This window comes from Streptomyces sp. NPDC006602 (assembly GCF_042870385.1).
Lineage (GTDB): Bacteria > Actinomycetota > Actinomycetes > Streptomycetales > Streptomycetaceae > Streptomyces.
Genome location: NZ_JBIAHG010000014.1, coordinates 1 through 12,421 on the forward strand (window position 1 = coordinate 1; position 12,421 = coordinate 12,421).

Below are 12,421 nucleotides of genomic sequence, written 5' to 3' on the forward strand. Positions count from 1 at the left end.
CGCCCGTCGAATACGAGACCAACCACTACATGCAATCCACGAAACCCCAGGTCACAACCACAATCTGAGATCTCTACCGAACCCGGGGCGGTTCAAACAGCGCCTGGCCCCAAAAGCCGATACAGCGGACTCACCCTCTACCAGATCCTCGACACCATCCAGGACCTGCTGAACTGCTGGACCGGCACCTGCACCACCTGCCACCGCCCCCTGCCCAGAACGGCCGCCACCAGCCCAAACCCAAGAGCCAGGCAAACCTAACGGAGTCCTACTAGAACCCAAGGTCCCTCCAGGGGCTTCGTGCGCTCAAGGCCGCTGAACCGCGCCGGGTGCACCGTGCACCAACGGTTGCGCCTGACTGTTGTGCTGTCAGGCCCGGACTGGTCCGGGCTTTCGGGAGCCGGTCAGCGGGCCGGGCGCCGGGTGGAGCGCCAGATGGAGCGGGCCGCCAGGTAGAGCAGATCGACGATCAGAAGCAGTACGCCGATGGACATCAGGTGGAGGCGGCGTCCGCCGACCGCGTGCCCCACCGACCCCAGGGTTCTCAGGACGATGCCGACGACAACCGGCCGGTGTCTTCGAGCACGCCGTCAGGAAAGCGAGTGCGCCAGGCAGCGTGCTGTTCGTTTGATCCTCCGCGTGCCCGAACGCTCGGGTTCCAGGAATCCTGGGCGCCTCGCAGCCGGTACCCCCACGGGGCTTCGGCCTTGGGGATCTCAGGCGGTGCGTTTGGCGCGGTGGCGGGCTTCCCGGAGTCGGACCTTCGAGGGGAGGCGGTCCAGGCCGGCCGAGTCCCGTGCGTGTGCGAGTGTTTCGCGGCTCAGCCGCCCAAGAGCCCGCGCTGGATCGGCGTGAGGCTCCAGCAGCAGCCGCACGCGTGCGGTCGGAGCGGTACGTCGGCCCGTCAGCCGGACACGAGCCCGCGAGACCCCGTCCAGGGCTTGCGCCTCTTCCTTGATGGCGTTCTCCAGTGTGCGGCCGCCGAGTCGGGCTGCCGCGCCGTCTTCGCTGTCGACGAGGACCCGGTCCAGGCGGTGTCTGCGTTGCGCGAGGAGCCACCACAGCAGCAGGGCCAGCAGCACGGCGAGCACCGCGATCACGGTCGGCCACCACCAGTCCTCTTCCCGCCACCGGGTGCGTCCCTCGGCGCCCAGCACCACGTCGTCCGGCCCACGGAAGGGCCACCAGCCCGGCACGTCGAAGTCCCAGTGGCGCTGCAGGTCCAGTGCGCCCAGCAGCACGCCGCCGCCCAGGGCGAACAGTCCGAGGCCGAGCAGTGCGAGCAGCACCCGGTTCACCGTCTTGAGCATCGGATCACCTCAGCCTTTCTTGGGGCGCCGGACGCGCACGGCCAGTGTGGGTTGCCGGGCCAGGCCCAGGGACCTCACGGCTTCGCCCAGCTCGGCGTCCAGGTCCGCGCGGACCTCTTCGAGATCGCGGAAATGTGCCTGTGCCCGGGCTTTGACCTTCCGGCGGCCGACATCGACCTGTGCCGACTGGACACCGGGCACCTGCATGGCCCGGTCGCGCAGAACCAGGGCGGCCGCGCGGCGGTCGAGCCCGGCTCGGACGTCCTCTGTGCCAGGGATACCGGTGGGCCGCCCCATGGGCAGCAGCCTGCGTAGTCCCGGCGTCACCGCCAGCAGGAAAAGCCACAGGCCGAGGGCCATCGCCACCGCGGCCCCGACGATCATCCAGACGTCGTCCAGGGGCCGTGTGGCCAGTTCCTCGGCGAGCCGCCGCCGCCAGCGCATCGCGTTCCGGCCTGCCCGCACCGCGACCACGTCGTACAGGAGAAATCCGACGACCGCGGCGCACAGCAGGGCTGCCAAGGCCGCGGGAATCCGCCGCGACGACCAGAAACGGCGCGCCGACCGGCCTGATCCGTCGGTCACCTTCGTAGCGCCCTCAACCGCCCCCGGGGTGCCGTCGGCGGACGGAGCCGCCTGTCCCGGACCGGAGGAGAGGTCGCTGCCACCGGCCGGCTGCCGCGAGGTGTTCGCGCTCATCTCACCCTCTCCCGGTCCGTGTGCCGCGTATGCGCCGAGTGCAGTTGCCCGACCGATACCGCGAGGTCGGACACATCCATGCCGGCCCATGCCCTGATCCGCTCGGTGACCTCCCGGCGCACCGCGGCGCACTGCTCGCCGATGTCGGACGGATAGCCGAGCTCGACGGTGACGTGCAGCCGTGCCTCGCCGAGCACCGCCTGCCGTCCGGCGGCGGACTCGGCGTCCCGTCCTGCACTGGTCCGTTCCGGCGCCCGCCGTACGGATGTGCTCACGTGTGGCGTCCGGCGGCCGGGTGGTACGTGGCCGGCCGACTCGGCGAACCGGCTCAGCGCCTCGCGCGCCACCCGAGCCGCGATCTTCGCGACGACCCGGTCGGTGACGGCGGTCGCCCCGCGCTCCCCGCGGGGGACGCCCGGACGCTCATCGGCTTCCCCGCTCACCGCCGCCAGTCTCCCCGAGCCTGTCGCCGGTCGTCGCGGATCCGATCCTGCCGGTCCCGGCGGCGGACGAAGTCGCCCGGTTCGAGATCACCCTCCATGAACCGCCCGATGACGAGACCGACGAGGCCCAGCACCAGCACCAGCAGGAAAGCCCAGAAGTCACCGAAATACGCGGCGAAACCCAGCGCCATCCCGGCAATCAAGCCCACCACGGCCCTGCTCATTTCGCGCTCCTTCACTCACGCGGGCTGCCGCCCCGGCTACTGGATCCGCTGCCGCTCCTCCCCTTCGTCCTCCTCGTCGGGCAGCTTCACGTCGCTGACCATGATGTTGACTTCCACGACTTCCCGACCCGCCATCCGCTCCACCGCGGAGATCACGTTCTCCCGCACCGCACCGGCCACGTCCGTGATCGAGACGCCGTAGTCGACGACGATCTCCAGATCGATGGCCGCCTGCAGCTCTCCGACCTCGACACTGACCCCGCGTGTGACGGACTTGTCACTACCGGCGCCGGGCATCCGCTCCCGCATGGATCCCATCGAGCGGGCGAATCCGCTGCCCAGGGCATAGACGCCGCGTACGTCCCGTGCCGCCATTCCGGCGATCTTCTCCACCACCACATCGGCGATGGTCGTCCGGCCGCGAGAACCGGGTGCAGCGCCGAGCCTGACGCCGGTGTTCTCAGTCATCGGGCTATTCCTCCCTCGCGAGGCCACAGAGACTCATTAATCGCATTCTAGTCTTTTTAGTACCTTTTGACCGATTATAGAGCGTGAGACGGGATGGTCCGACCAGTGGCCTGAGCCCCTGGTCCGAGCTCTCGCGGACACTCCGGGCAGAGCACTGCGGGAAGAGAACCGCGGCCGTGGAGAAGGAGGGTGAGAGGCCAGTGACCGAGGCGTGGACGCAGGCAGTAGTACGAAGCCAGCTTGACCTGGGCCGACTGCTCCCGCTCGGCGGGCCTCACGACGGGACGTGGATCAGCGAGCAAGCGGCCGTCCAGGCCCTCGGGCGCACTGCCGCCGAGGTGCCCGGTGTCCGACTGGAGTCCCTGCGCATCGAGTCGGCGCCGCTTCAACCCGTGTCCGAGTCGGCCGTCCGTCCGCCGGCCAGCGCGCTACCGCCTGGCCCGCTCACCATCGAGGCCGCCTTCACCGCATCCCTCGTGCGGCCGCTACCGGAGACCGCCGACGAATTGAGGAGCACACTGCTGGGCGCGGCCACTGAACGGCTCGGGCTGGCCACGGTGACGGCTGACATGCGCGTAACGGATCTCCATGAGGTCCCGGAGGCAGGCGTGACATCTCGGACCGCGGCGACGGCCATGAGGCCCACGTCGGACGCTGCGGCCGCGCGGAGCTCGCCCCCGGTGACCGGAACAGGGTCCATGCGGGGACTCGTCGGGGAGCTGGCGGACGTCGCAGCGGGTGTGCCGGGCGTCGCCCACCTCACCGCCGTGCTGGGCAGCCGCCCGGTCAGGGTGGAGGACCATGATGATCCACCCGGCCGACACATCGAGGTTCAGCTCGCGGTCGGCCCCGGACACCATCCATTGCAAGTCGCCCGCGCCGTCCGGGAGGCGGTAGCCGAGGCAGCCACCACTGACACCCCGGGCCCGGTCACCGTCGCCGTCCTCATCACGGAAACCGCGGCCTGGCGACGGACCTCGCCGGTCACCGTGATGAGTGCCCCTCAGTGATCAGCCGGCCCCCCCTTCATCGGCCGTCCCCGGTTCTTCCCTTAAAGTGCGCGTGCGCGGACCGCTCCGCCAGCCCTGTCCTGCCGCGGTGTGAGACCTGCCTGGCAGGGAACCCGCATGCGGACGAAGGGTGTGCGCTGCCGCCGACAGACGAAGCAGACGTCGTCCTTGCTCCGCGGTCGCGCGATGTGCATCCGCAACGGCGGAAGCGCGTCCCTGCCTGTGGGCCGGTCTCAGCAACTTCCGAGGCGGCGCCTGACCATCTGCTCCTTCGGAGAGAGTTTCAGCAGCATGACCACAAACACCACGGTCCGCCCCCCGCCCTCGGAGACGTCCCGCAGTGACTTCGCCCGATTGTCGAGAAAGATCGCTGATGCCGGCCTGCTGGGGCGCCGTCCCGGCTATTACGCAGTGCGGATCACAGTGGTGGCCGCGCTCTACGTCGGTGGGTGGGCCGCTGTCGCGCTCATCGGCGACAGCTGGTGGACCCTGACCGTCGCCGGCTTCCTGGCCGTCATCTTCGGTCAGGTCGCCCTGCTCGCCCATGACGCAGCCCACCGTCAGGTGTTCCGGCGGCGCCGGGCCAGCGAGGTGTCCGGACGGATCGCCGGTGCCGGTATCGGGATGGGCTACGGGTGGTGGCAGGACAAGCACACCCGCCATCACGCCAACCCCAACCATGAGGAACTCGACCCTGACCTCGACCCCGACCTGCTGGTCTGGGCCCAGGATCAGGCCCGGGCCGCCAAGGGTCTCCCCCGCCTGATCGGCCGCTGGCAGGCGTTCCTGTTCTTTCCGCTCCTCACGCTGGAGGGCTTCAACCTGCACGTGTCGAGCGTGAAGGCGCTGGCCAATCGCTCGCTCAAGCACCGAACGCTCGACGGCGCCCTGCTGTTCGCGCACTTCGCGGTCTACCTGACCGTCCTGCTCTGGCTGCTGCCGCCCGGCATGGCGATCGCCTTCCTCGCCGTCCACCAGGGCCTGTTCGGCGTCTACCTCGGCTCCCTCTTCGCTCCGAACCACAAGGGCATGCCGATCCTGACGGGCGATGACCGCCCGGACTTCCTCCGCCGCCAGGTGCTCACCTCACGCAACGTGCGCGGCGGCCGGTTCACCGACATCGCACTGGGCGGGCTGAACCACCAGATCGAGCACCACCTGTTCCCCAGCATGCCCAGCCCCAACCTGCGCAAGGCCCGGCCCATCGTCCGCCGCTACTGCGAGGAACTGGGTCTGGACTACGTCGAGACGGGGCTGATCGCCTCCTACCGGCAGGCCCTCGCCAGCCTCCATCAGGCCGGAGCACCGCTCAGGCACCCCCGCGTCCCGGCCTAGAGAGGCGCTGCCGCAGCCATGGGTGCCCGTGATGTGGTGACGGACCACACACATCGATCCAGGGGCACGGCTGTTCGACGTACGGCGGCGACGGCGTCACCGTCGACGACGAGCTCTGGTCGGCGGTCGGGGACCGGACCCGGCGCTACAAGGTTGCCGTCGACTCGTCGTCGAACGAGGGCCTGGCAGAACGGATTCAGCACACATGAGGCCGGGAACCTCCGTGAACACGTGAGAACTACGGAGGGCATTTCCCCAGGCCAGGCACCGCAATGTCGGCGTTTCCGCAGGTCACAGCCCCGCCCAGGGAAAACTCCTAAAGCGGGTGTCGCAGGTTCGAATCCTGCCGGGGGCACCAGAAAAGGGCCAGCTCAGGAGGGTTTCCTCCCAGGCTGGCCCTTCGTCTTGTTCGAGGCCGTGCCACACGCGTGCCAGTTAGTCCACTTCAGTCCACATCCCGTAGCCGGGGGTGGCCTCTCCGCCACCCTCGCGGATCATGGCCCCGAACCGATCAGCGATGGCCCGGTCGCGGTCGCTGGTCATGTGCTGATAGATCAGCGCGGCGCGCGAGCTGCTGTGGCCCATACGGGTCATCAGCTCACGGGTGCTGGCACCGGCGGTCGAGGCCAGCGTGTTGCCGGTGTGGCGGAGATCGTGGAAGTGGAGTTCCGACGTGACGCCCGCCGCCTTCCTGGCCCACACCCACTCGTCGCGGAAATTGCTCCGACGGAGTTGGCCTCCCTGCGGGCCGACGAAAACGTGGCCGTCGCGGCCGGGCGCTGCGAACTGTTCCAGGTGGCCCGTCACGTCGTTGAGCAGCTCGGTGGGGAACGAGGTGGCACGTACCCCGGCGGCGGACTTCGGCGCTTTGTCGAAGAGGCGGCCGTCCTGCAACTCGGCTTGAGACCGGCGAACGCTGACGGTCAGTCCCTCCAAGTCGATGTCCCGACGGCGGAAGGCTGCGAGTTCGCCGAAGCGCAGAGTGGTGAACGCGGCCAGGAGGACGAGCAGCCGATAGCGCGGCGCGATGGAGTCGGCGACGGCGAAGACCTCGGCAACCGAGAGGACCGGCCGCTCGGGCACGTCGTAGCGATCGGCGCCCTTGATACGGCACGGGTTTCGCCGGATCAGTTCGTCGTCCACGGCCGTGTTCATCAAGGCGGCTCGCTCCGCTCACCGCGCGCAGGCCCGGCCCCCGGCCAGGCCTGCGCTCCTGTCTCCGCCCCGCTCCAGCCCGGCCGGCGCCCGCGCCGCGCGCACAGCAATCAGCCACCTGATGCCAGAGAAGGGGTACATCGTGGCTGGGGCGGTCGGCTCCACGGCTTTAGAGGGCATTTGATCTAGGCGTATTGCCCTGTATGCCCTAGTAGGTTCCTCGCCAGGTTGGTGTGGTCTCGTCCGTTATGCGTTTGGCGAGGTTGTCGATCGAGGCGAGGTGGATCATGGCTTCGGAACTGGCGGTGAGGGTCTCGTAGTCGCGGGCGAGACGGCGGTGCATCATGATCCACCAATACTTCGCTCTACTACCCAGCGTCTCTTTACGACGTGAAATCCGCGCTTATCCGGGTTTCTGTTGACTACTTCGACGTCGATTCCGAGGCGGGCGCCGTGTTCGATGACGGCATTTTTGAAGCCGGTGTCGACCCAACTCTTGGAGATGGTTGGGTACTTCTCCTTCGCCTGGTCGAGGAGGCGTATTCCCAGGGCGTTTTCCGGAACGCTATGTGAACGCCCACTCATAGTTGCCCGCTTCGAGCATCGGTCCCCGTGCCGGGGCGCCACACCGAGTGACGGCTACCCCAACGGCACAGACCCCAACGAGCGCTCGGCGTTGTCAATCAGTTCCTTATAGGTGAGCACCTCTACACGGTTGACGTGAGCGTTGAGGGTGCGAAGCGCCTCGTTGATCGATTGCTCGGGTACCGAAGGTTGGACTGACGGGTGTCCGATCAGCACCACTGCGCTCGCTCGGCGGGTTTCGATGCCCAGCTCCTTGCGGATCCGGTGGCGGTTCTCGTCCAGGTTCACCAGGTAGTTCACAGCCTGACCGACTGCATTGTGTACCTCGGCGGTAGGCACCCATGACCCTCGGTACTTCTTCACCAGATTGCCGGCGAGGCTTGCGGCACGCTTCAGCTCAACCACATGGAGTGCCCCGTCACCGCGGATGAGAGGTATGTCGACCTCGTCACCCGGCACCAGTCGGCGATGGGCGGCCTCTCCCACGAACCGCCCTCCGAAGATCCAGTGTTGCCCCTCCAGAGCGCGTTGCAGTTCGAGTTCCGAAGCAGTGGGGTCCTCGACCACGTTGCGCAAGGCCGCCAGGCCGGTCGACCGCCGGTGCAACTCGGCCGCCCTGAGAACCATCTGCCCTTCCGTATCAGCAGCAAGTAGGGCTATGGCCTCCGGTGAGCTGACGATTCGGTGGGCGACTTCGGCCGCATCCTCAACGTCCAGACGCTCTTGGAGAACGCGCTCCAGCCACACGGCTCTCTCCGCCCGCCCACGAAGAAGGCGGTAACGCCCGGGTCGGTCCTCCGGTGCATCGAGGAACCGCGCGTCCTCGCTGAGTGTGCCGAAGTACGCGATCAGGTCGTCCACACTCGCCTCGGGGTGCTCGTCCATGTACTCGCGGCCAGCCTCAGCGATGTACCTGTAGTTGATCGAGAGGATGTTCCCGACGTGCTTCCGTAGCCTCTTGCTGCGCGCACCGTCCTGAAAGAGGCGGTAACGCTCATCGAAGTCAGGCTGCAGGATCCGCCCTTCGGCATAATCCAGGGAATCCTGCACGAGTCGTACCACTGGCCATTCACCGGCATCCGCCGCCCGTTGGCGAGCCGTTTCCAGGAGTTGGATGAGTACCTGCCCGCCTCTGCGATGGCCCCCTTTCCCACTCTTCATGTGCTTGCGAGCAGCGGCGAGGGCGGCCTTCACCTCCGGATGGGCTGCTCCCTCAAGGACCTTCTCCACCTGAAGTTCCAACGAAAAGTCTGACCTGACACTCATACGGTGATTGTGGTCGAAGGGTCTGACAGTGGGTGTTCGTAACCTCGTCCGGCTTCGAGACGCCATGGGAAGTCGATGGGGCGAAGGGACCACGCCGTGCCTGCGAGCCATGGTCGAAGCAGACGCTAGGCCGCACCACAAGCGCACCAGATCGAGCGGGGAGCAGCGGGGAACCACGGCGAAAGCAGCCGAGCGCGACGCGACTCCAGCCCAACCATTCGTGCAGGTCAGCGCCAGAACCAGCCGCAAATGATCGCAGCTTCCCAAGCTGATGCCGCCAACGGATTCAGCACGGGCAAGCGGCCTCAGCCCTGCCCTCGCAGTGTTCGCGTGCCTAGGATCGCGCAGTGAGCTACGACATCTACTTCTTGAACCGACGCGACGGGCAGTCCTGGGATGAGGTCCTTGAGGCGATGGAGGACGCAAGCGAGGACAGCGAGCCGATCCCCACCCACTTCCTTGAAGCTTGGGACCGAATAGTGCCGCAGGCTCGGACCGTGCTGGGCGAAGTAGAGATCACGGAGTACGAGCAAGAGTCGCGGGACCTGAGCCACTCGGACACCGGCATCGACCTGTCCGTCTTCGGTGACGAGGTGAGCATCACTGTGCCCTACTGGCATGCGGGGGACGATGCTGCAGTCGTGCTCGGCCAGGTCTCCGCCCTCGCGGCCATCGTCGAGAAGGAGACCGGGCTGACTGCCTACGATCCCCAGACAGAACGTCCGCTGATGGAGACACCACCGGAAGGCTCGATTGGGCTGATGTCGCGAATCACCGAGGATTTGCGCAGCCGCTACGGCGGTTGAGCCCCGGGCACCGGCGGAGCCGGCCAGGTTCCGAGCCGTCTGCTCGCCGCGTGCCACAGTCGTGCCAGATACAAGGGTCAGCCACGATCAACGGGGTGTCTCGCGGTCGAGTTCTCGGTGGCCCGACCAGGTAACGAAGCTCCAGGTCAGCGCCCCCGCTCCCCCGCCTCTCTCCCAAAGCGGGTGTCGCAGGTTCGAATCCTGCCGGGGGCACAGTGAGAAGGGCCAGATCAGGAGGGGTTTCCTCCCTGTCTGGCCCTTTGTCGTGTTCGAGGCTGTGCCAGATGGAAGGGCCCGTCCCATAGCCCCTGCACCCCCTCGGCCCCACGACCGGCCCTTCCGGTTGCCACGGCCCGGACAGCTGCCGGACTCCTGCGACGACTTCGGTCGAGCCGGCCTGATCTTGTCGTGAGACCTGCTCCCATCAGCGGCTTCGCGTCTGTCGGAGGCCGGGGAACCCGTCCGATTCATCCCGCAATGGGAGATCAAGACAACTCACAAAGGCCATCTCGACGAAAAGACCTCGTACTAGTCTGATCACCCTCAACGGCTTTTCGGAGCACGGCACATGCGAAAGGTGACCGGTGATGTCGCTGAGCCCCGGCGATCCGGAGTCCATAGGCGGCTATGCGGTCGTCGACCGGCTCGGTAGCGGCGGCATGGGTGTCGTCTATCTGGGCCACTCGGAATCGGGACGGCGGGTCGCGGTCAAGGTCGTGCACGCGCAGTACGCGCAGGACGAGGAGTTCCGGACGCGTTTCAGGCAGGAGGTCGCGGCGGTCCGCCGGGTGAGCGGGGCGTTCACGGCCCCGGTGGTGGACGCCGATCCCGACGCCGTACAGCCGTGGATGGCGACGCTGTATGTGCCGGGCCGCACGCTGTCGGACATCGTGGCCAAGGACGGCCCACTGCGCGGACGCGAGCTGCGCACGCTCGCGCTGGGCCTTGTCGAGGCGCTGCGAGACATCCACCGGGCGGGTGTCGTGCATCGTGACCTGAAGCCCAGCAACGTCCTGATGGCCGAGGACGGACCCCGTGTCATCGACTTCGGCATCTCGTACGCCGTCGACAATGAGGCCCTCACGGTGACCGGGCGGCTGATCGGCACCCCGCCCTTCATGTCCCCGGAGCAGTTCGCCACACCGCGGGACGTCACCACAGCCTCGGACGTCTTCTCGCTGGGGTCGCTGCTGGTGTACGCGGCCACCGGCAACCGTCCGTTCGACGGAAGCAGCCCTTATCTGACGGGCTATCAGGTGATGTACGAGACACCGGACCTGGACGGAGTCGCCGAACCGCTCCGGAGCATCGCCGAACGCTGCCTGGCCAAGGACCCGGCCGCCCGGCCCGAACTCGCCGAACTGCAGCGGATGCTTCGGGCGTTGCGGGATTCTGCCGCGCCGGTCGGCCCGAACGCGCCGGTCGTGCCAGTCGTGCCGAACGCGGCTGTCGCGCCCGGAGTGGTCGACGCAGCGGAAACCCACCTCCAGGTTTCCCGTACGCCCTCCGATCCTCGAGACCCGGCCACCGCCGCGGGGACGAGGGGAATGGACAGGGCCCGCACCGGAAACAGACGCCGAGGGCGGCACATCCTCGTCGGCCTCGCCGTAGCCGTGGCCGTCACCGGGTTGAGCATCGCGGCCGTAAGAATCGGGCCGCACCAGAACGGCGGCTCTCAGTCGCCCACTGCCCACGCATCCACGGCCGCGCCCGCCACCGCGGTGGCCCTACCGCCGACACACGTGCCGTGGGACTACCAGATCGGCGGCGCGTACCCCCTGCCGACCGGTGTGCGGGTGGTCAGTCGCAGCCACGAGGATGCGGCCGCACCGCGTGCGTACAACATCTGCAATATCAACGCCTTTCAGGCGCAGGAGCACGCGGAGGGTGACTGGGATTCCGACCTGCTGCTGCGCGACGCCAACGGGGATGTCGTCTACGACAAGGACTGGGGCGAGGCGGCCCTCGACATCCGCACGGACGCCAAGCGGCAGCGCATCGCCGCCAAGCTGAACACGTGGATCGACGAGTGCGCGGCCAACGGGTACAAGGCCGTCGAGCCTGACAACTACGACTCCTTCACCCGCTTCCCGAAATACCTCACAGCCGACCAGGCCGAGGCGCTCATGAAGCTGCTGGTGGCACACGCCCACGAGAAGGGTCTGGCCGTCGCCCAGAAAAACACCGCGGAACTCGTGCGCGACCGAGCGTCGGTGGGCCTGGACTTCGCCGTGGTGGAGGAGTGCGGCCAGTGGGACGAGTGCGGCGAGTTCGCGGAGGCGTTCGACAACAACGTGTTCGTGGTCGAGTACACGGCGAAGGGCTTGTCGAAAGCGTGCTCCAGCTGGAGCAGCCAACTGAGCATTGTCCGCCGCGACCAGGATGTCGCGGCGGAGGGCGCGAGCGGCTACCTCCGCAAGACCTGCTGATCAGAGCCTGTCGAACGACGGAACACGTCAGTGGGAGCGGAGGCCGGCCGCGGGCTCGGCAATCACCGGATCCTTCGGGCAGCAGGCTCATGTACGCGCCGGTCGCCCTTGGGTGTGCGAGGTGGCGGCTTCCTCGGTGTGCCGGAGAGGGCACCGCCTTCCGGCGTGGAGAGCGTTGTTCTCGATCAGGACGAGAACGTGCTGATGGTGCCGGCCGGGCACCGACTGGCAGGCGTTTCCCAGGTCACGCTGCGGGAGATCACCGAAGAGACGGGGGGGGGGGGGGGGGGGGGGGGCGCGGGGCCCGGGGGGGGGCCCCCCCCCCCCCCCCGCGCCGCCGCCCCCCCCCCCCCCCCCCGGCCCCCCCCCCCCCCCCCCCCCCCCCCCCCCCCGGAACGGATCCAGCGACGAAGCCCTCCAGGCCGTCGGCCTCACCCGCGCCCCGCAGCCGAGATCGGCCGCCTGATCACCGCACCAGCACCCAGGAGCGCTCCCGCCCCCATGAGCAACACCACCCCACGCGTCCGCGTACTCAACCTCTACCGCCAGTACTTTGAACTCGTCGCCACAGGCACCAAAACGATCGAGGTGCGGGTCAAATACCCCCACCTCGCCGACCTCGCCGCTGGCGACACCATCCACTCTGACCGCCGGACGCGCTTCGTGGCGAGCCCTGATTGCCTGACGGGGA

At 68.0% G+C, this 12,421-nt stretch carries 11 protein-coding genes and 3 pseudogenes; 5 read left to right on the forward strand and 9 right to left on the reverse strand.

Annotated elements, in window-relative coordinates; translation table 11 throughout:
- Positions 1–404: 404 nt before the first annotated feature.
- From ACFYO2_RS29590 to ACFYO2_RS29615, 6 genes are all read right to left on the reverse strand, one after another.
- Positions 405–530 (reverse strand): hypothetical protein, encoded by a 126-nt coding sequence (locus tag ACFYO2_RS29590; protein WP_388355155.1) that lies wholly within the window; start codon positions 528–530, stop codon positions 405–407.
- 186 nt (positions 531–716) lie between these two features.
- Positions 717–1,310, reverse strand: coding sequence for an alkaline shock response membrane anchor protein AmaP (amaP, locus tag ACFYO2_RS29595; RefSeq protein WP_388355157.1), 594 nt, complete (start codon positions 1,308–1,310; stop codon positions 717–719).
- Positions 1,311–1,319: 9 nt separating this feature from the next.
- Positions 1,320–2,009 carry a DUF6286 domain-containing protein gene (locus ACFYO2_RS29600; RefSeq protein WP_388355159.1) on the reverse strand — a complete coding sequence of 230 codons (690 nt, stop codon included), beginning with the start codon at positions 2,007–2,009 and terminating at the stop codon, positions 1,320–1,322.
- On the reverse strand, positions 2,006–2,452 hold the full coding sequence (locus ACFYO2_RS29605; RefSeq protein ID WP_388355161.1) for an Asp23/Gls24 family envelope stress response protein: 447 nt from the start codon (positions 2,450–2,452) through the stop codon (positions 2,006–2,008). The genes ACFYO2_RS29600 and ACFYO2_RS29605 overlap by 4 nt, the downstream gene beginning before the upstream one ends.
- The gene (locus ACFYO2_RS29610) at positions 2,449–2,676 is read right to left on the reverse strand and encodes a hypothetical protein (RefSeq protein WP_388355162.1); all 228 of its coding nucleotides are present in this window, start codon (positions 2,674–2,676) and stop codon (positions 2,449–2,451) included. Before ACFYO2_RS29610 ends, ACFYO2_RS29605 begins: the two co-directional genes overlap by 4 nt.
- Positions 2,677–2,712: 36 nt before the next feature.
- Entirely contained in the window at positions 2,713–3,144 is a 432-nt protein-coding gene (locus tag ACFYO2_RS29615) for an Asp23/Gls24 family envelope stress response protein (protein ID WP_388355163.1), read from the reverse strand.
- A 200-nt stretch (positions 3,145–3,344) separates the two neighbouring features.
- Between ACFYO2_RS29615 and ACFYO2_RS29620 the strand changes: the two genes are divergently transcribed.
- Positions 3,345–4,154, forward strand: a complete 810-nt coding sequence (locus tag ACFYO2_RS29620) for a hypothetical protein (RefSeq protein WP_388355165.1) — start codon at positions 3,345–3,347, stop codon at positions 4,152–4,154.
- A 291-nt stretch (positions 4,155–4,445) separates the two neighbouring features.
- Positions 4,446–5,489, forward strand: coding sequence for a fatty acid desaturase family protein (locus tag ACFYO2_RS29625; RefSeq protein WP_388355166.1), 1,044 nt, complete (start codon positions 4,446–4,448; stop codon positions 5,487–5,489).
- A gap of 435 nt (positions 5,490–5,924) precedes the next feature.
- Here the strand turns inward: ACFYO2_RS29625 and ACFYO2_RS29630 are convergent.
- The 3 genes and pseudogenes from ACFYO2_RS29630 to ACFYO2_RS29640 all read right to left on the reverse strand — a co-directional run.
- Positions 5,925–6,650: pseudogene (locus tag ACFYO2_RS29630) on the reverse strand (tyrosine-type recombinase/integrase); the annotation flags it as partial.
- Between the two features lie 202 nt (positions 6,651–6,852).
- Positions 6,853–7,202, reverse strand: a pseudogene (locus ACFYO2_RS29635) (transposase); the annotation flags it as partial.
- Positions 7,203–7,283: 81 nt separating this feature from the next.
- Entirely contained in the window at positions 7,284–8,495 is a 1,212-nt protein-coding gene (locus tag ACFYO2_RS29640; protein WP_388355168.1) for a Shedu anti-phage system protein SduA domain-containing protein, read from the reverse strand.
- 347 nt (positions 8,496–8,842) lie between these two features.
- Between ACFYO2_RS29640 and ACFYO2_RS29645 the strand changes: the two genes are divergently transcribed.
- The 3 genes and pseudogenes from ACFYO2_RS29645 to ACFYO2_RS29655 form a co-directional block, all read left to right on the forward strand.
- Positions 8,843–9,301: a hypothetical protein gene (locus tag ACFYO2_RS29645; protein WP_388355170.1), complete on the forward strand. Its 459-nt coding sequence runs from the start codon at positions 8,843–8,845 to the stop codon at positions 9,299–9,301.
- A 587-nt stretch (positions 9,302–9,888) separates the two neighbouring features.
- The gene (locus ACFYO2_RS29650) at positions 9,889–11,730 is read left to right on the forward strand and encodes an endo alpha-1,4 polygalactosaminidase (protein ID WP_388355172.1); all 1,842 of its coding nucleotides are present in this window, start codon (positions 9,889–9,891) and stop codon (positions 11,728–11,730) included.
- Positions 11,731–12,231: 501 nt separating this feature from the next.
- Positions 12,232–12,369 (forward strand): annotated as a pseudogene (locus ACFYO2_RS29655) (ASCH domain-containing protein); the annotation flags it as partial.
- Between the last annotated feature and the right edge of the window lie 52 nt (positions 12,370–12,421).